The sequence below is a fragment of the Methylomonas sp. DH-1 genome (assembly GCF_046097555.1).
In the GTDB taxonomy this organism is placed as follows: domain Bacteria; phylum Pseudomonadota; class Gammaproteobacteria; order Methylococcales; family Methylomonadaceae; genus Methylomonas; species Methylomonas koyamae.
The window spans coordinates 1,146,421-1,164,967 of record NZ_CP143089.1 but is presented as its reverse complement, the minus strand read 5'-3'; the positions used below and the strand labels follow the sequence as shown (position 1 = coordinate 1,164,967).

Sequence of the window (18,547 nt, the reverse complement as noted above, 5' to 3'; positions counted from 1 at the left end):
GCCGGCAAATTAGCGGCCGCGCAACATTTCCAGCGCCAATTCGGCCATGTTGCGCGAACCGCCGCCTTGGCCGAGCTGGCGCTTGACCTCGCCCAAGCCGCCGATGCAGCGTTCCCGGTATTGGCTATCGTCGAGCAAGCGCCGGATTTCCGCGGCCAAATTGTCCGCTGTCAATTGTTCCTGAATCAACTCCCGGACGATGCCTTTGCCGGCGATAATGTTGGGCAGGCCGATGAACGGAATTTTGACCAGGCGTTTGCCCAGCCAATAACTGAAGGCCGCCAAGCGATAGACGATCACCATCGGCACCTGCAACAAAGCGATTTCCAGCGAAGCGGTACCGGACGTGGTCATCACCGCATCGCAGCATTGGATCGCGTCGTACGGCCGGCCTTTGACGACCCGCACCGCAACTTGCGCCTGCGCCAAATGCGCGGCGAGTTCGGCATCCGCAATCGAATCCGCTTGCGGCAACACAAATTGCAGTTGCGGCCTCGCGGCGGCCAGTTTTTCGGCTGCGGCCAGCATCACCGGCAACATGCGCTTGATCTCATTGCCGCGGCTGCCCGGCAACAGGCCGACCACCGGCTGCGCCGGGTCCAGATTGAACAAGGCCAAAGCCTCGTCCCTGCCGAGCTGCGGCAGCACCTTGTCCACCGACGGATGGCCGACGTAGCGCACCGGCACGTTCTCGGCTTCGTAATAGCGGGTTTCGAACGGAAAGATTACCGCCATCATATCGATGGCCTTGCCGTAAGTCTTGACCCGCCCCGGCCGCCAGGCCCAGACCTGCGGGCTGACGTAAAACAGCACTTTGACGCCCCGGCGTTTGGCGAACCGCGCCAGTTTCAAGTTGAATTCCTTGTAATCGACGCAGACCAGTAAGTCCGGCTTTTCGTCGGCGACAATCCGTTTCAACGCGGCCAGCGCCCGGCGGATTTCGCCGTAATGCTTCAGGATTTCCACCAAACCGATCACGCCGATACCGGACGAATCGACCCGAATGTCGATGCCGGCCTGGCGCATTTTGACGCCGCCCATGCCCAAACCTTTAATGCCGGGGCAAAGCTGTTGCATCTCTGCGAACATGTGGGCGGCGTGTTGGTCGCCGGAGGACTCGCCGGCGCTGAACAGCACCGTGTAGGAGGCTTGGGAATCGGTCATGGTGGGCGGCAGCGGGCCGCTCTGGGCGGCCCGCCCTGCATCGGTTGAAAGTTAGGCTTGAAATACGCCGCGGATCACGCCGGCGATTTTGCGGACGTTGTCGTCGCTCAGGTTGGCGCAGATCGGCAACGACATGCAGCGGGCCGCGACCGATTCGGTCACCGGCAACGACACGCCGGCGCATTCGGCTTTAAACACGTTTTGTTGATGCAACGGCACCGGATAATAAATCGCGCTGGCGATCTGTTGCTGCTGCAAAGCTTGCATGACCTCTTCGCGGCGGTCGCACAACAACGTGTATTGGTGGTAGACGTGGACGCCGATACCGTCCTCGTAAGGCGTGGTCAACGGCAGATCGGCCAGCAATTCGGAATACAAGTGCGCGGTATGGCGGCGGGCGGCGTTGTATTGGTCGATGCGCTTCAACTTGGCGCGCAACACCACGGCCTGCAACTCGTCCAACCGACTGTTGTAACCGACCACATCGTGGTAATAACGCACGTCCGAGCCGTGGTTGCGGTATTGCTTGACCTTGGCCGCGGTGGCGTCGGAATCGGTCGTGACTAGACCGCCGTCGCCGAAGCAGCCCAGATTCTTGCTGGGAAAGAAACTGAAGCCGGCGGCGTCGCCGAAGCTGCCGGTCTGCTTGTTGTAAACCGTGGCGCCAAAGGATTGGGCGCAGTCTTCGATCAGCTTCAAACCGTGCTTGTCGCAGATCGCTTTGATCGCCGGCAAGTCGGCCGGCTGGCCGAACAGATGCACCGGCATTACCGCCTTGGTTTTCGCGGTGATGGCTTTTTCGATGTTTTCCGGCGTGATGTTGAAGGTACCCGGATCGATATCGACGAATACCGGCGTCGCGCCGACGTATTTGATCGCTTCGGCGGTGGCGATGAAGGTAAACGCACTGGTGATGACTTCGTCGCCGGCGCCGATGCCCTCGGCCAGCAAGGCCAGATGCAAGGCGTCGGTGCCCGAGGCGCAACCGATGGCGTGTTTGACGCCCAGGTATTCGGCCGCCTCTTTCTCGAACGCTTGCACGTTCGGCCCCAGAATGAACGCGCAATTGTTCAGCGTTTCGCCGAAACCGCTGACGATTTCATCTTGAATTTCCGCATACTGCGCTTGCAAATTGACCATCGGGATCATAGTGGCCGCCCTTTAGCGATGGGTTAAAAATTTGGTGATTTCGATCGCGGTCGCCAGCGCCTTGCGGCCGGCTTCGCCGGGAACCAGCGGATTTTCGCCGGTTTGGATGCAATTGACAAAATGTTTGATTTCTTCCAACAGCGCGTCGCCGCTCTCGAAAGTCAATTCCTCGGTAACAATTTCCGGAATGCCCGGAAACATCTCCTTGTCGCCGGTTTTATGCTTGACCAGCACCCGGTTCTGAAAATCGACCGAGACGTAGGAGCTGGGGCGGAACATGCGCATCTTGCGCTCCATTTTCATGCTGATCCGGCTGGCGGTGACGTTGGCGACGCAGCCGTTTTTAAAGGTGATGCGGGCGTTGGCGATATCGGTGCCCTGGGTCAATACCGCAGTGCCGCTGGCGTCGATTTTTTCGATCTCGGAATTGACCAAGGCCAGAATGATGTCGATGTCGTGAATCATCAGATCCAGCACCACGCTGACGTCGTTAGCGCGCGGGTTGAACGGCGACAAGCGGTGCGATTCGATGAACAGCGGTTTTTCTTCCAGCGTTTCCAGGCCACGTACCGCCGGATTGAAACGCTCCAAATGGCCGACTTGCAGGATCACGTTTTTCTGTTTGGCGATGTCGATCAATTCGTCGGCTTCTTCGACCGTCACGGTAATCGGCTTTTCCACCAGCACGTGGCAGCCGGCCTGCAGAAAATCCTTGGATACGCTGTGGTGGTAGCTGGTGGGTACCACGATGCTGACCGCATCGACCTGGCCGAGCAAGGCATGGTAATCGGTCAAAGCCTGGGTGCCGTGCTTTTCGGCGACCTGGCGCGCCGCCTCTTCGTTGATGTCGACGACGGCCACCAGTTCGCAGTTTTTTAGCGATGCATATTTTTCCGCATGAAACTTCCCCAAATATCCGGCGCCGATTACGGCACATTTCAATTTACTCATAGACGACCTAAGCACGATTCGCGGTTTCCCGGCCTTTGACCACACGCTGCCGGGCATAAAAAGCCGGCCATTGTATCACCAGAATGGGGCGCGAATAAGCGGGTTGCCAAACTGCGGCCGCTTTCTCTTGTATTGCCGGCAAACACATCGAACCTTGGCTTTCGACACCGACGGTGCAGCCTATTTCTTACATGCCTAAAACGGATGTTGCCGTCGAAACGTATACCTTTTTTAGCGGTATTAACAAGCGGCTCTGGAAGATGCAGCCCGCGGTAAAGCCGACTGGATGTGATTTCAAACACTAATGCGAACATAGCCCAACGCTTTTACTCCCCTCTTTGAAAAAGAGGGGTCGGGGGTGAGTACGCGGGGGCTGGGAAGCCCCTTCGGAAAACCCCGTTCGAACCCGAGGAGCGCAGGATCAAAGCGGCATCCGGGCCGCCTTTTCTTTGGATACTTTCTTTTGGCGGAGCACAAATTCGCCTGGAGCGAATTTGAACAGCCGATAGGCTGGCCCGCAGGGCGAAAACCATGGATGGTTTTCGTAGCGAAAGTATCTCGGCTGCCGGTCCGCGAACCGGCATCAAAAAACCGTCGCGACAGCGACACCAAATTTAACCCATCCACCAAACCGGCAAACCCACAACCTACCGGCATTCCGTTTGACCTGAATCCGCTTATCCTGCAACATGCTCCGGCCCGCCGCCGCCGCCGTATTCGGCCGGGCAAAACTCATTCCATAGACCGACACCAACGCCGCGCCAAGACCGGACAGGGAACACAGGCCATGACCATCAAACCGCTCGAGCCTTCGCAACTGTATAAGCCTTGCAAACTGGAACAACTGACTTTTACCACCACCGACGAGCTGGACGACGTCGATACGCTGCTGGGGCAGGATCGGGCCATCGCCGCGATCAAATTCGGCTTGCGCATCGATAAGAGCGGTTACAACATCTTCGCGCTGGCGCCGGACGGCACCGGCAAAATGACCACGATCAAACAACTGGCCGAGCACGAGGCCTGCCGGCGACCGCCGCCGTCGGATTGGTGTTATGTGCACAATTTCGACCAACCCTCCAAACCTAAGGCGATCCGGCTGGAACCTGGCGAAGGCAAGGGCTTTCAGAACGACATGGCCGAGCTGATCGACGAACTCAGCGTCGGCATCCCGGCCGCATTCGACGGCGACGAGTACCGCTCGCGCGCCGGCGAGCTGGAGAACGAATCGCGCCAACGCGAGTTGGAAGCGATCAACTCGCTGCGCGAAGAAGCCGAACAGGCCCACATCATTTTCACCGAAACCCCGAACGGCTACGCTTTCCTGCCGGCCGACGACAACAACGAACCCTATACCCCGGACCAATTCAACAAGCTGGACAAGGAGCGGCAGCGCCAATTTCACGAAACGGTCTTGGATTTACAGGAAAAGGTGCAGGATGCGTTGAAGAAATTCCCGCAGTGGCGCAAGCAAACCAAACGCAAGATCCAGGCCTTGAACCGGGAAGTGGCCGAGCTGGCCGTGCACCATTCGATTGACGAATTGCAGAAAAAATATGCCAAGAACCAGGCGGTGCAGGAATATCTGAGCGCGGTGCAGCAAGACATCATCGACCACGTCCGCGACTTCATGCCGCATAGCGAGAAAGTGCTGTCCTTTATGGAACAACCCCAGGAACCGGCGCCGTTCAAGCGCTACCGGGTCAATCTGATGGTCAGCCTGAACCACAAACGCTGCGCGCCGGTGGTGTGCGAGGATTTGCCGAATTACGCCAACCTGCTCGGCCGCATCGACCACCAGGCGCAGATGGGCTCGTTGGTCACCGACTTCACGATGATCAAACCCGGCGCGTTCCATAAGGCCAACGGCGGCTATCTGATTCTGGACGCCCGCAAATTATTGCAGCAGCCCTATGCCTGGGAAACCTTGAAACGCACGCTGCAAGCCGGCGAAATCCGCATCGAATCGCTGGAGCGGGCGCTGAGCCTGATCAGCACCACCTCTTTGGAACCGGAACCGATTCCGCTGCAAGTCAAAGTGTTGCTGCTGGGCGAGCCGATGCTGTACTACCTGCTCAATTTCTACGATCCGGAATTCGCCGATTATTTCAAGGTCGCCGCCGACTTCGCCAGCCACATCGACCGCGAGCACAACACGCTGGATTACGCCCGCTTACTGGCGACCATCGCCCGCCGCGAAAAACTGCGGCCATTGAGCCGGCAAGCCGTGGCGCGCATCATCGAACACAGCGCGCGGATGGCGGACGATTCGGAAAAGCTGCTGACCCATCTGCGTAGCATCCGCGATCTGCTGGCCGAGGCCGACTACTGGGCTGCCGAGAACGGCCATGCCGCTATCGCCAACAGCGACGTGCAACAAGCCATCGACCAAAAAGACCACCGCCTGGACCAATTGCGCGAGCGGCTGTACGAAACCATCCGCCGCGGCACCATCATGATCGCCACCGAAGGCCGCGTCGCCGGCCAGATCAACGGCCTGTCGGTACTGCAACTGGGCGAATTCAGCTTCGGCCAGCCGTCGCGGATCACCGCCACTACCCGGATAGGCAGCGGCAAGGTGGTGGACATCGAACGCGAAACCGAATTGGGCGGAGCAATCCATTCCAAGGGCGTGCTGATATTGTCCAGCTTCATCGCCGCCCGTTACGCCCGCAACAGCCCGTTCTCGCTGGCGGCCAGCCTGGTGTTCGAGCAATCCTACGGCCATGTCGAAGGCGACAGCGCGTCGTTGGCGGAGTTGTGTGCGATCCTGTCCTCGCTGGCGCAAGTGCCGCTGCGCCAGGATCTGGCGATGACCGGCTCGGTCAACCAGCTCGGCCAAGTGCAGCCGATCGGCGGCGTCAACGAAAAAATCGAAGGTTTTTTCGACATCTGCGCCGCCCGCGGCCTGAGCGGCAGCCAGGGCGTGATCATTCCGGCCAGCAACGTGCCGCACCTGATGCTGCGCTGGGACGTGGTCCACGCCGCCCAGGCCGGGCAATTCCATATCTATCCGGTCACGACCGTCGACGAAGCGATGGCATTATTGAGCGGCATCGAAGTCGGCGCCGCCGATGAAACCGGCGCCTACCCGCCCGACTCGTTCAACGGCCGCATCGACGCCCAATTGAAGCAGTTCACCAATACGGTCAAGGAATTCGGCAGCAAAGGCGGCGACGGCAAATAGATGCCGATCCTGACCGGCATCGGTGATTGGCCGTCTCAATCCGCCGCCGGGTTACCTTAACCATGCATAAACAACTCCGGCGGGCCGCTCAACTCGAGTCGGTGGTCAAATGCTCTTCGAAAATACCCTCCAGCCCGGCGCGTTTGACGCAGGCATCCAGCATCGCCGCGGTGAAGTTCGACAGAAACGCCAGCCGCAGCCCGGCGGCTTTCATTTGCAGCAAGGCCGCCTTGGCGTCGGGCCAAGCGTCCGACCTCAGAAAACCTTGCAGCAATCGGTCGCGCCGCTCGCCGGGAAGGCTTCAACCCGCCGCCAAGCGGCCGAGTTTCTCCAGCGCCCGTTCGACGTTGCGGTCCCAGTCGCAGGCGCAGTTGAGGCGGATGAAATTGCGGTATTTGCCGGTCGCCGAAAAAATCGGCCCCGGCGCGATGCTGATGCCTTCCAGCAAGGCTCGTTGCGCCAGTGCCAAGGCGTCGCTACCTGCCGGCAATTCCAGCCATAACACGAAGCCGCCGACCGGTTGGGTGGATTTAGTGCCGTCCGGAAAATAGCAGGCCACGGCGTCGGTCATCCGCTCGACCGCCTCGGCATAGCGCCGGCGAATTTGGCGCAGATGGCGCTCGAAACCGCCGTCGGCCAGGATTTCGGCGGTCGCGATCTGCGACAACGACGGCGAAGCCAGATTCGCCACGTATTTCAAATATTCGACGCGCTGCAAGTAACGCCCCGGCGCGATCCAGCCGATGCGCAAACCCGGCGACAGCGACTTGGAAAACGACGAACAATGCAGCACCCTACCCTCCTCGTCCCAGGCTTTCACCACCGGCGGCCGGCTCGCCGCGAAGCCGAGATCGCCGTAGACGTCGTCCTCAATTAACGCGAAATCGTGGCGCTTAGCCAGCGCCAGCAATTCGCGTTTGCGGGTTTCGCTCATCAAATAACCCAGCGGATTGCTGAAATTGGGCACCACCAGACAGGCCTTGACCGGCCATTGCTCGCAGGCCAGTTGCAACGCGGCCAGCGAGATGCCGTCGCGCGGGTGGGTCGGGATTTCGATGGCCTTCAGCCCCAGCGATTCGATCACTTGCAACTGGCCGTAGAAGGTCGGCGATTCGATCGCGACGATGTCGCCCGGCTCGGTCACCGCCCGTAGCGCCAACGCAATCGCTTCCTGGCACCCGTTGGTGATGACGATGTCGTCGGCGCTCAATGCGCAGCCGGCTTCCGACATCCGCCTGGCAATCTGCCGGCGCAATTCCGGATTGCCCAGCGCGAATTCGTAGCCGGCGATGCGTTGCCGATGGCGACGGGCACAACCGGCCAACGCGCGTTCGATTTTCAAGGTCGGCAGAAACGACGGCGCCGGCACCGCCGCGCCGAGCGGGACGCTGCGCCGCTCGGCCGCCGCCTTGGCCAGTTGCAACACCAAGGCCTGGCCGCTGACCGGCGTCGGTTGTAGCAGCGGCGCGGAGCTTGCCGGCTCCGGCAACACCGATTCGCGCCGTTCGGTGACGTAATAGCCGGAACGCGGCCGGGCGGCGATCCGGCCGCTGTCTTCCAACAAGCGCAAGGCCTGTACCGCCGTCGCCGGACTGACCCGATGCTGCTCGCCGAGCTGGCGCACGCTGGGCAAGCGCTCGCCGGGCCGGTAAACGCCCTGGGCGATCGCTTGATCGAGATGTTCGGCAATTTCCTGGTAGAGCAAGGTCATCGGACAAGTGGTACAGATCGGGGTGGCGCGGACCGATACAGAACGGGTTTCAAGCCATCTGTATCGCTAGAATTTCACAAGAGTACATCTGTGTAGGTACCAGCTTAGCCGGCTAGCATATCGCCGTCAATCGCCGCCGGATCGAAGCATCATCAACGCGGCGTTTTTTCATCCGATAGCGAGAATAGCGATGACTACGAAACAAGGAATGCCGCGCGAGCGGCGAGGCGCCGCGCTCGGGATGCTGGGTATCCTGGGCTTTAGTTTGACTTTACCGGCTACCCGATTGGCGGTCGCCGATCTGGACCCGGTGTTCGTCGGCCTGGGCCGGGCGCTGGTTGCCGCCGCGTTGGCCGCGGCGATGTTATGGTGGACCAAGGCGCCGCGGCCGTCGCGGCGGCAATGGGGTCGTTTGGCTCTGACTGCCGCCGGCGTCGTGATCGGCTATCCGTTGTTGTCGACGCTGGCGATGCGAACCTCGGCCGCCGGCCATGCCTCGGTGGTGGTCGGGTTGGCGCCGCTGGCGACGGCGTTGTTCGCCGCCTGGCTGGCTGGCGAACGGCCGGGGCCGCGTTATTGGCTGGCGACCTTGATCGGTAGCGCGACCATCGTCGGCTTTTGCGGCTTCAGCGCCGGCGGCAAACCGAACGGCGCCGACCTGTTATTGCTGGCGGCGGTCGCCGCAGTCGGCCTCGGTTACGCCGAAGGCGCCAGGCTGGCGCGGGAATTGGGCGCTTGGCAGACGATCAGTTGGGCCTTGTTGTTGTCGGCGCCGCTATTGGCGCCCGTCGTCTGGCAGGCCGCGCCGCCGGCATGGTCGGCGGTCGGCTGGCGCAGCCTGGCCGGATTCGGCTACGTCAGCGTCGTCAGCATGTACCTGGCCTTCTGCGCCTGGTACAAAGGTTTGGCAATGGGCGGCATCGCCCGGATCGGCCAGTTGCAACTGGTACAGCCGTTTTTTAGCCTGGCCGGCGCGGCGCTGGTACTGGACGAGACGATAAACCCCAGCCAAATCGTCGCCGCCGCCATCGTGCTGCTCTGCGTAGCCTCCGGACGCCGCTCCGTTGCCGCGCCCGCACAACGCCGGCCAGGCAACGGCTAACCGCCGTTCTAGTTTAATCGGCCAAATCTCACGGAGTTATCACGACTCGGTGAGCCTTTCGTGAATGGCGCCGTTGGCGGGATTGGCCGATAATCGGTTTTATTTTAAAAATTCCGCCGCCGATGCCGCCCACCAAACACCTGTTATTGGTCGAAGACGATCCCGACGTCGCCGGGCTGCTGGCCGACAATCTGCGCGACGAAGGTTATCGGGTGGATGCCGTCGGCGACGGCGATGCCGCGCTGGCGGCGATTGCCGGCAATCGCTACGACTTGCTGTTGCTGGACGTAATGCTGCCCGGCGTGGACGGCTTGGAAATTTGCCGGCGGGTGCGAGCCGGGCCGGTGTATACCCCCATCATCATCGTCAGTTCCAAATCCAGCGACGTGCAACGGGTGGTGGGTTTAGAAATGGGCGCCGACGATTACATCGCCAAGCCGTTCGCGCTAGCCGAAGTAGTCGCCAGAGTCCGTGCGCTGTTGCGGCGGGTAGCGGCGTTGAGCCAAGCGGCCGCCGAACCGGCAGATGCCGTTCTGATCGCCGGCGGTTTACGGATCGATGCGCAAAGCCGCGCGGTGGCGTTGGACGGTCAACCGGTAGCCCTGACCGCGCGCGAATTCGACTTGCTGCACTTCTTCGCCCGCCATCCCGGCCGGATGTTCACCCGGCTGGAACTGCTGAATCAGGTTTGGGGCTACAACCACGACGGCTACGAACACACCGTCAACTCCCACATCAACCGCTTGCGCGCCAAAATCGAAACCGATCCGGCCAAACCGGCGCGCATCCTGACGGTATGGGGCGTCGGCTACAAATTCGCCGAACTGGACGCCGCCGACGCATGACGCTGAGCTTCCAAAGCCGCATCGCCTTGCTGTTCGCGGCGCTGTTCGTCGCGGTGCAGGCGCTGACGGTGGTGTGCATCTACGTGGCGGTGCGCGACAACCTGTTGCGCCAACTCGACCAGGACTTGCGCTACGCCGAGCAAGCCTTTCGCCAATTGCTGGTCGAGCGCGCCGAGCGGGTCGCCGGCGAGGCTGGCTTGCTGGTCGCCGATTTCGGCTTTCGCAGCACTGTCACTGGCGGCGATCCTGCGACGATCGCTTCGGCGCTGGAAAATCTGCTGCTGCGCATCCACGGCCAACGCGGCTTGTTTATCGATCCGCAATTTCAAGTGCTTGCCGACAGCGCCGGCCAGTGGCAGGACCGGCCGTTTCCGTATGCGCAAGCCTTGGCAAACACCGACGCCGCCCACCTGCGGGTCTGGTTCGGCGTGCTGGACGGCCGCTTGCAGGAATGGGCGCTGGTGCCGGTGTTGGCGCCGTTGCCGGTGGGTTGGGTGGCGGTGGCGCAGGCGGTCGACGAGCAGCGTATCGCCCGATTTCGGCAAAACTCGCTATTGCCGCTGCACATCGGTTTGGCCGAACTCAGTGCCGACGGCGGCCAACTGCTGGCCGCTTCGGCACCGGACGCAGCCCTGGCTTTACTGAACAGTGGCCCCGACCGGACGCTGGCCGCCACGGTCGATACCGCGCAAGGCCGCTACCTCGGCCGCATACTGGCATTGCCGGCAGCCGGTGACAGTCAAGGCGTCGCTGCATTGCTGCAAATCAAGTTCACCGACGCCTTCGCCGGCTACCGCCATATGCTGTTACTGGCGGCCGGGGTGTTGTTGCTCGGCCTGCTGGCGACTCTGACCGGCAGCGTAGTCATCGCCCGCAATCTGTCGCGGCCGCTGCGCGCTCTGGCCGGCGCCGGCGAACGGGCGGTCAACGGCGATTTTGCCGCCTCTTCGCTCACCGGCCGTAGCGACGAACTGGGCCGGCTGGCCGACACCTTCGTCCGCGCCGCGCAACTGGCCGGCCAACTGGGCGAACTGCGCCAGAAAGACCAGGAACGCCGCGAGCTGGTGGCTTCGGTATCGCACGATTTACGTACGCCGTTGGCCGCGTTGCGCGGCTTTCTGGAGACCATGCAGCGCAAGGCCGATACCCTGCCGTCCGACGAGCAGCAGCATTTTCTGGATACCGCGCTGCGCCAGACCGAAAAAGTCAGCCGCTTGGCTCAGGAATTGTTCGAACTGGCCAAGCTGGAATGCGACGACGCCAGTCTGAATCCCGAGCCATTCAATCTGGCCGAATTGCTGCAAGACGTCGCCCAAAAATACCGGCTGCAAGCCGAACAACGCGGCGTCAGCTTGCAAGCCGAACTGCGCCCGGAATTACCTCTCGTCAGCGCCGACATCGGCCTGATCGAGCGCCTGCTGACCAACCTGATCGACAACGCCTTACGCCACACCCCGCCAGGCGGCCGAGTGCGGCTGGACGCTTGGCCGGCGCGCGGCCGGGTAGCGGTGGCCGTCCGCGATACCGGCATCGGCATCGCGCCGGAATATTTACCCACCTTGTGCGATTGGGACTCGCCGCTGGCCCGCCGCGCCCGTGCCGACGGCGGCGGTTTCGGCTTGATCGTGGTCGGCAAGATCGCCCAATTGCACGGCGGCCGCTTGCAAGTGGATAGCACCCTGGGTGTCGGCAGCGAATTTCGTTTCGATTTACCGCTGGCGGATTCCGCGCACACCGCCAGAGGCCAATCGTAAACATGCGTTTATCGCACTCTCGGCACCCGGTCCTACCAAGCTCATTCCCGCACCGGCAGCAAAGCTGGAAGCTACCCCGCCGAATGCAGTCGCTTGTGTTGTTGACGCTTCTCGGTTTGATGACGCAGATCTGCCGAGCTGACGACGGCCAATTTCCGGAAGTGACTTGGCACGGCCTGCTGGACCTGCGCTACCAAGACAGCAACGCCGCGCCGGGCGAGCTGGAACGTGGCCTGGGCAAACTGCGCGCCGGCGGTGAACGCGACCGCTGGCGGGTTAACGAAGCCGCCGCCACCTTACAGGTACGTTTGGATTGGGATTGGATGGTCAACGCCACCGTCAAATACGCGGACCGTCAATCGACACCACTGGACTTGACCGAAGCCTATCTCGCTTACCGGCCGGTCGGTGCCGCCGGCTGGCGTCTGGCCGGGCGCTTGGGCATGTTCTTTCCACCGATTTCGTTGGAAAACACCGGCACCGCCTGGAGCAGCCCGTACACGCTGAGTTCGTCGACGATCAACGCCTGGGTCGGCGAGGAATTGCGTACGTTCGGCGGCGAGTTACGTGTGGATTACCAAACCGAAGCCGGCGATAAATTCGGCGTGTTCGGCGCCGGCCTGGCCAACAACGACACCGCCGGCCTAACGTTGGCCTGGCGCGGCTGGAGTTTGCATGACTTCGAATCGACCTTGACTGGCCGCCTGCGTCTGCCGGACGGCATTCGCATTCCGGTGTTGTTTCCCAAGCAGGCCAACGCCAGCCAGACCTTCGTCGAAGTGGACGGCCGGCCCGGCTTTTACGCCGGCATCGCCGCCGAACGGCCCCAGCTTTACAGCTTACGCGCGCTGTATTACGACAACAACGCCGATCCGGCCGCGCTGTCCGCCGGCCAATACGGCTGGCACACTCGTTTCTGGAGCCTGGGCGCCAAGGCCGAATTGCCCTGGGAAACCACGCTGATTTCGCAAGCGCTGACCGGCCGCACCAGCATGGGCGAGCTGCTCGGCGACTTGCGGGCGGTCGATGTCGGCTTTTGGTCGGCAAGCTGGCTGTTGAGCCGGCCGCTGGGCGACGGCCGTTTCAGCCTGCGTTACGAACGCTTCGGCAGCGACGAACGCGATTACCTGCCGCAAGACCGCAACGGCGAACGCGGCCAGGCCTGGACCGTCAATTACAATCTGACCTTCGCCCAGCACCATCAATTGAATGTCGAATTCAGCCGCATTTTCAGCGCCCGCCCGGCACGGCAGGAGCGCGGCGAAGCCGCTTATCAGGAGGACACGCTGTGGCAAGTCGGTTACCGGCTGTTTTTTTAACGGCTTGGGCCGCGGTCGCGCCGGCCGCGGAACTGCAAGGCCGAGCCGCAGCCGGCGGCAGGCCGTTGGCCAATCTGGTGGTCGCCGCCCAAGCCTTGGATGCCACCGGCCGGGTCAAAGCGCCGCCCGCGCCGGCGGCGATGGCCTTGGACCAGAAAAGCCGCGAATTCGTCCCGCACGTGTTGGCGGTACGCAGCGGCACGCCGGTGTATTTTCCGAACAGCGACGCGATCAAGCACCACGTCTATTCGTTTTCCACCGCCAAGCGTTTCGAGATCAAACTCTACAGCGGCGTACCGCGCGAACCGGTACTGTTCGTCCGCCCTGGCATCGTCGCGCTGGGTTGTAACATTCACGACTGGATGTTGGGTTACGTCTACGTCAGCGACGCGGATTATCTGACGGTTACCGACGCCGAGGGCCGCTGGACTTTGGATTTGCCGGACGGCCGCTATCGCCTGAGCTTTTGGCACCCGGACGCGGCCGAACAAGCCCCCGAGCAGATCATCAGCGTACCGGCCGCAGAACTGGCGGTGACAGTGGAATTAAAAGCCCGCTTCCCCACCGGCAAGCCGCCGGCCAATTTGCAGAATCAAGGTTACGGCGACGGCTTTTGATGCGGTGCTTCGCCAAGCCGGAGTGCAAACGCGATTTGTGCTGCGAGTCAGGTCCAGTCGGGACGAAAAGCCGAAGCGAAAACGCGCCCCGCTGCCAATTCCATCATGTCGAACTAGCTTTACCGAGCGATAAACCGCCCCCGTTCGAAGGACTTGGTCATAGCTAAAATCCCTGAACCCGGATTGCTCCGAATCGCGCCGGGATAACTCCCCTCTTTAACAAAGAGGGGCTGGGGGAGATTTTTAAATAAATCCCCCTCGATCCCCCTTTTGCAAAGGGGGAAGTTCTGGGTAACGAAATCCTCAATAGAGTACAAATTAAGATTTGTACTCCAAGCCGGGGCCAGTTGGCGGCGAGAAACCGTACCGAAAAATCGGTATTCCAGCGCCAAGTCCATCAGCCCGAACCTGAGCCCGTCATCGCAACCGAACAACGAGCCGCCCGCCTCAAGCCGGCACAGCCGACACCGCCGCGCGCTTCCGCAACCAGCCGAACAACGGCAACACGCTGCCGAACAACCAGGCCGCCGCCGGAACCGGCACTTGCGACACCGCGCTGATTTGCAGCAGCGGCGTATTGGCGCCGGGTAGATCGGTAAAGTTGTAACCGGCCGGCGTTCCTAATCCGGCATAGACCGCGAAGTCATGATTGGCCTGGATGGTACCGTTTTGCGCCGGGCTGTCCGCCGCATTAGACCCGACCAGGAACGCCGCGCCGGTAGTGCCGTCCAGTTCGGTGCCGGCATCCCAGATACTGCTGCCGTTTTCGACGAAGGTACCGCCGGTGAAATGGCCTTGGGCGTCGAATAATTCGATTTCGGTCGGCGACTCGTTACCAACGAAGCGGTCGTTGGACGGCACCACCATCGCGAAATAGCTCAGGTAACGGTTTTTCACCGGGTCCAAATCCAGGGTGACGCTGCCTTTGGCACCGGGCAGGAAAATACCGGGGCCGAAGGCGTTGACCGACGCGGTCACCGTCGCGCTGGTGCCGCCGGCCGCTGCCGCGCTGCTGGCCGCGAATGCAGACGACAAGCCGGCGCCGTTGCCCATCTCGGCAATCGCCTCAATCGCCGCCGAAGCCGTGGTGCCGACATCGAACGCGTCGAACGAGCCGTCGTGCAAGGCGATGAAAAACGGACTCAAGGCCGGCCCGTTGGCGGCGGACAGGTTGCTGAAACTCAGCGTGACCTGCGCCGCTTCGGCCGAACTCAACGGCGCCGCGCCAGCCGCCAACAACAGCGCCGACAGCGCAAAAGCATGATTTTTCTGCATCGTGATTCTCCTTAATATGAATGCCAAATGGCGCGGCCATTGTGCAATCGGAAAAGTCACGAAATCCTCACGGGATGGTCAAATGGGCGTGAGATGTGGGGCTGTCAATCGGGTCAAAATGCCAGAAGGTAGGCTTGGAATGCATCAGTTCGAATAGGCTTTGCTATTCGAATGTGGGTGTAGGATGGCGCCGACCCAAGGCGGCACATCATTCGCGACCGTTGCAGCCCACGTTGTTCGGCCTACCTGCGTAGGAAGGGCATGCCATCGAGTTGGTTGCCGAAGACTTTTGCTGCCACGACCAACCGGCTCATTGATAATCGAGCGGTTAGTTGCGGATTCCTTGTGTCGTTTTGTTTTTGATCGTTAACGCAATAGAGGACTGCGCAGGAACGCTTTTTTATCCCGGCTTAAGTCGGAAGCCCAATCAGACGATTCTAGTTGGAGAGAACAGTCCGACTAAAAGCTCTCTATCACCATTCACTCGGCGAAGCGACGACCATGAAAGACTTCACGAAAGCCAGAAACATCATTCTTTCCGCGCTCGACTGCGCCCGTTTACGGGACTTGATCATAACGGCAAGACAATTCAGTTCCACGCCGTCGGTTCTGTTGGATACGCTGGAAGGCGAACTCAACCGAGCCACCATTCTGCCGCCGGAAGAAATCCCGCCTTATGTAGTCACAATGAACACCTGCGTTCGCCTAATCGACATAAGCACGGGAAAGACGATGACATATACGCTGGTGTTCCCGAACGATGAAGATCTCCAGCAGGGTAAATTATCCATTCTGTCGGATATGGGTGTTGCAATTATCGGTTTTTCTGTCGGCAGCACCGTTGAATGGCATTTCCCGGAAGGGCTAAGATCCATCCGGATCGACATGATCTACTTTCAACCAGAGGCCACAAAACAATACGAGATGTAGCGCGCCACTGTGGAAATCATCGGCTGCATGCGCCCTGCGTGAAATGTCCGAAGCGCCGGTGTAGGCAAAAGCCAATCTTGAATAGCTGGCCAAGCTGTTCGAGGAATTGCAACGGTGAGTAACTGACCGGGGTCGAGCCGTTAACCGCATACAAACTGCGCTTGCGTTATGCCGACGGCCAAAGCTTCGAAGTCGATTTGAACGCCTGGATAGCCGAAACCGAAGCGCTAAGTCCGCCGAAAGATCGGGACTTATTTGCGCAAGCCAAAATAGGTTTCGCGGGACGGACGGTGGATTGGATCGAAGACGAACTCGATTTGGCCGCCGATAACCTGCGCAATCCGGCAGTCGAGCAGGCCGGCGACATCGGCCGGGAACGCATCCGGCATTGGCTACACGACACCGGACTCACGCCGCCGCAAGCCGCCGAAGCCTTGGGCATTTCCTGCCGCATGCTGATTTATTACCGCGACGGCGAAAAACCGATCCCCGCACGATCTGGCTGGTATGCCTGGACTGGAAAGCCGTTCTCCCCACCGGGCCGACTTTACCGCTACATATTCCTTCGGCCAAGGAATACGCGGCGTTGCATGCTTGATTATCTACAAAGAATTAGCGGGTTGATCGTATCAATTCGAATAGGCTTTGCTATTCGAAGCGGATATAGGATGCCGACGACGCAAGGAGGCGCGTCATTCGCGACCGTTGCGCCTCAAGTTGTCTCGCCAGAACCCACGATGTTCGGGGCGAAATAACGGGACCAAAACCATCCCAATATTCAAAAGAAATCTCAAAAAACGTAGGGTGGGCAACGCTTTTCTGCCCACCGTTAGCGGGAGTTATTCAATGCCGCGTGGGCACAAAAACCGTGCCCACCGAGGCAGTCACTGCATGGCCTCCCACGGATTGAGGATGACCACACCCGTAGCCTGGAAGTCGGCCACATTGCGGGTAACCAGCGCCATGCCATGCACAAGTGCCGTGGCTGCGATAAGCGCATCCCGCTCGCCGCGCTTGTCGGGTACATGGAGCCTGGCGCAACGCAGTGCAACCGCTGCATCAACCGGCAGAGTCCGCACGGAGAACTCCGGCAAAACCTGCTGTTCCAGCCATGCACGCAACACGGCGCCTTGGCTGGCGTCCTTGCGCTCGATCGACAAAACGCCAAGCTCCAATTCCATCAGGGTGATTACCGACAAGAACAAGTCGGCGGCATCGACGCTGTCGGCCCATGCCGCCACATTTGCATCCGCCTTGCCAATCCTGACTTTCCGCAATTCGGAAACCACGTTGGTGTCGAGAACGTACATCATCAGAAATTAGCCGGCCGAGCCCCTATCGTCAAAGGTTGCGGCTCGAACTCGATGTCCGCAGCGTCCGGCATGGCCAGCGAATCGGCAATGTTGCGGCGCTGCTTTGTCAGCCGCTGGTATTCCTCGATGCTCAATAACACGTGAGCAGGCTTGCCCCGATCCGTGATGAATACCGGGCCATTCTTGGCCGCCTTCTTCGCGCGGGTAACATCCTGATTCAGCTCTCGGCTGGAGATGGTCGTAATAGCCATGGCGACGCCCTCAATTTGCAATGTATAAACATTACTACAAGCGAACCAGGGGCACCAGCTTTTTGCCGCCGCGCGCTGGAGAATTGGGTCGGTTTAGCGGGGTGTGGCGAATCAAATTGAATTGGAAAATGGTATGCAGGGCATACGTGGGTTGAAAGCATGCAACGGTTGCATCACAATCCCGAGCCATTCCAGTCGTTTAACGTTTTAGTTTTTGCCGGGTTCGGGTCAACGCCAAAGACCATCCGCCGCCGCATTTTCACGTCCTGATGAACGACGGGCGCGAGGCCTGGGCCAAGGCGACACTCTGGAAATCATCCACGGCAAAATTGCGCTGCGCGAATTGTCCGAAGTGTTGGTGTGGGCAAAAGCCAATCGCGACAAGCTGGCCAAGCTATTCGAGGAACTGCAACTATGAGTAAAGACCATTTTCAACTGACCGGGGGCGAGCCGTTAACCGCATACAAACTGTGCTTGCGTTACGCCGACGGCCAACGCTTCGAAGTCGATTTGAACGCCTGGATAACCGAAACCGAAGCGCTAAGTCCGCTGAAAGATCGGGACTTATTTGCGCAAGCCAAAATAGGTTTCGCGGGACGGACGGTGGATTGGATCGAAGACGAACTCGATTTGGCTGCCGATAACCTGCGAAATCTGGCGGTCGAGCAGGCCGGCGACATCGGCCGGGAACGCACCCGGCATTGGCGACACGACACCGGACTCACGCCGCCGCAATCCGCCAAGGCCTTGGGTATTTCGCGCCGCATGCTGATTTATTACCGCGACGGCGAAAAACCGATTCCCCGCACGATCTGGCTGGCCCGCCTGGGCTGGGAAGCCTTACGCCCGACCTGTCCAACTTTGCCGCAACAAATTCCTTCGGCCGCGGCGTTGCATGCTTGACTGTTTAGAAAAGAAACGGGCGGGTTAACAGGTTGGTGAAAAACTCTTTTTTGCAACCAATCAGACCTATATTTAG

General features: G+C 60.5%; 19 protein-coding genes. 10 read left to right on the top strand and 9 right to left on the bottom strand.

Going from position 1 to position 18,547, the window contains the following annotated elements:
* Positions 1-9: 9 nt before the first annotated feature.
* Genes lpxB through VXJ35_RS05705 form a run of 3 tightly spaced genes read right to left on the bottom strand, consistent with a single transcriptional unit; the run spans position 10 to position 3,264 of the window.
* Positions 10-1,164, bottom strand: a complete 1,155-nt coding sequence (lpxB, locus tag VXJ35_RS05715; protein WP_064020827.1) for a lipid-A-disaccharide synthase — start codon at positions 1,162-1,164, stop codon at positions 10-12.
* 51 nt (positions 1,165-1,215) lie between these two features.
* On the bottom strand, positions 1,216-2,313 hold the full coding sequence (locus tag VXJ35_RS05710) for a DegT/DnrJ/EryC1/StrS aminotransferase family protein (protein WP_064020826.1): 1,098 nt from the start codon (positions 2,311-2,313) through the stop codon (positions 1,216-1,218).
* A 12-nt stretch (positions 2,314-2,325) separates the two neighbouring features.
* Complete coding sequence (locus tag VXJ35_RS05705; protein WP_064020825.1) at positions 2,326-3,264, bottom strand: Gfo/Idh/MocA family protein; 939 nt, start codon at positions 3,262-3,264, stop codon at positions 2,326-2,328.
* Positions 3,265-4,051: 787 nt separating this feature from the next.
* Here VXJ35_RS05705 and VXJ35_RS05700 point away from each other — a divergent pair.
* Positions 4,052-6,451, top strand: a complete 2,400-nt coding sequence (locus VXJ35_RS05700; protein WP_064023387.1) for a Lon protease family protein — start codon at positions 4,052-4,054, stop codon at positions 6,449-6,451.
* An 88-nt stretch (positions 6,452-6,539) separates the two neighbouring features.
* On the opposite strand, the gene VXJ35_RS05695 is transcribed toward VXJ35_RS05700, so the two are convergent.
* Together VXJ35_RS05695 and VXJ35_RS05690 are read right to left on the bottom strand one after the other, a co-directional pair.
* On the bottom strand, positions 6,540-6,725 hold the full coding sequence (locus VXJ35_RS05695; protein WP_064020824.1) for a hypothetical protein: 186 nt from the start codon (positions 6,723-6,725) through the stop codon (positions 6,540-6,542).
* Positions 6,726-6,752: 27 nt separating this feature from the next.
* Positions 6,753-8,162 (bottom strand): PLP-dependent aminotransferase family protein, encoded by a 1,410-nt coding sequence (locus VXJ35_RS05690; RefSeq protein ID WP_064020823.1) that lies wholly within the window; start codon positions 8,160-8,162, stop codon positions 6,753-6,755.
* Between the two features lie 190 nt (positions 8,163-8,352).
* On the opposite strand from VXJ35_RS05690, the gene VXJ35_RS05685 reads away from it, so the two are divergent.
* The 5 genes from VXJ35_RS05685 (at position 8,353) to VXJ35_RS05665 (ending at position 13,799) form a co-directional block, all read left to right on the top strand.
* A complete protein-coding gene (locus tag VXJ35_RS05685; protein WP_064020822.1) occupies positions 8,353-9,264 on the top strand; it encodes a DMT family transporter in 912 nt (303 codons plus the stop codon).
* A 122-nt stretch (positions 9,265-9,386) separates the two neighbouring features.
* Positions 9,387-10,109 (top strand): response regulator transcription factor, encoded by a 723-nt coding sequence (locus VXJ35_RS05680; protein ID WP_064020821.1) that lies wholly within the window; start codon positions 9,387-9,389, stop codon positions 10,107-10,109.
* On the top strand, positions 10,106-11,863 hold the full coding sequence (locus tag VXJ35_RS05675) for a cell wall metabolism sensor histidine kinase WalK (protein WP_064020820.1): 1,758 nt from the start codon (positions 10,106-10,108) through the stop codon (positions 11,861-11,863). The genes VXJ35_RS05680 and VXJ35_RS05675 overlap by 4 nt, the downstream gene beginning before the upstream one ends.
* Positions 11,864-11,958: 95 nt before the next feature.
* Positions 11,959-13,182, top strand: coding sequence for a hypothetical protein (locus tag VXJ35_RS05670; RefSeq protein ID WP_157198094.1), 1,224 nt, complete (start codon positions 11,959-11,961; stop codon positions 13,180-13,182).
* Complete coding sequence (locus VXJ35_RS05665; protein ID WP_157198093.1) at positions 13,152-13,799, top strand: methylamine utilization protein; 648 nt, start codon at positions 13,152-13,154, stop codon at positions 13,797-13,799. Before VXJ35_RS05670 ends, VXJ35_RS05665 begins: the two co-directional genes overlap by 31 nt.
* A gap of 119 nt (positions 13,800-13,918) precedes the next feature.
* On the opposite strand, the gene VXJ35_RS05660 is transcribed toward VXJ35_RS05665, so the two are convergent.
* The gene (locus VXJ35_RS05660) at positions 13,919-14,197 is read right to left on the bottom strand and encodes a hypothetical protein (RefSeq protein WP_157198092.1); all 279 of its coding nucleotides are present in this window, start codon (positions 14,195-14,197) and stop codon (positions 13,919-13,921) included.
* Positions 14,198-14,246: 49 nt separating this feature from the next.
* A complete protein-coding gene (locus tag VXJ35_RS05655) occupies positions 14,247-15,074 on the bottom strand; it encodes a spondin domain-containing protein (protein ID WP_064020817.1) in 828 nt (275 codons plus the stop codon).
* A gap of 501 nt (positions 15,075-15,575) precedes the next feature.
* On the opposite strand from VXJ35_RS05655, the gene VXJ35_RS05650 reads away from it, so the two are divergent.
* Positions 15,576-16,004 (top strand): GreA/GreB family elongation factor, encoded by a 429-nt coding sequence (locus VXJ35_RS05650; RefSeq protein ID WP_064020816.1) that lies wholly within the window; start codon positions 15,576-15,578, stop codon positions 16,002-16,004.
* Positions 16,005-16,126: 122 nt separating this feature from the next.
* Positions 16,127-16,759, top strand: a complete 633-nt coding sequence (locus tag VXJ35_RS05645) for a DUF2442 domain-containing protein (protein ID WP_082880810.1) — start codon at positions 16,127-16,129, stop codon at positions 16,757-16,759.
* Between the two features lie 129 nt (positions 16,760-16,888).
* On the opposite strand, the gene VXJ35_RS05640 is transcribed toward VXJ35_RS05645, so the two are convergent.
* A complete protein-coding gene (locus VXJ35_RS05640) occupies positions 16,889-17,317 on the bottom strand; it encodes a type II toxin-antitoxin system VapC family toxin (protein WP_197495977.1) in 429 nt (142 codons plus the stop codon).
* The gene (locus VXJ35_RS05635; RefSeq protein WP_064020814.1) at positions 17,317-17,568 is read right to left on the bottom strand and encodes a type II toxin-antitoxin system Phd/YefM family antitoxin; all 252 of its coding nucleotides are present in this window, start codon (positions 17,566-17,568) and stop codon (positions 17,317-17,319) included. Before VXJ35_RS05635 ends, VXJ35_RS05640 begins: the two co-directional genes overlap by 1 nt.
* 214 nt (positions 17,569-17,782) lie before the next feature.
* On the opposite strand from VXJ35_RS05635, the gene VXJ35_RS05630 reads away from it, so the two are divergent.
* Together VXJ35_RS05630 and VXJ35_RS05625 are read left to right on the top strand one after the other, a co-directional pair.
* On the top strand, positions 17,783-17,986 hold the full coding sequence (locus tag VXJ35_RS05630) for a hypothetical protein (protein WP_064020813.1): 204 nt from the start codon (positions 17,783-17,785) through the stop codon (positions 17,984-17,986).
* Entirely contained in the window at positions 17,983-18,471 is a 489-nt protein-coding gene (locus VXJ35_RS05625) for a DUF2442 domain-containing protein (protein WP_064020812.1), read from the top strand. Before VXJ35_RS05630 ends, VXJ35_RS05625 begins: the two co-directional genes overlap by 4 nt.
* The last annotated feature ends 76 nt before the right edge of the window (positions 18,472-18,547 follow it).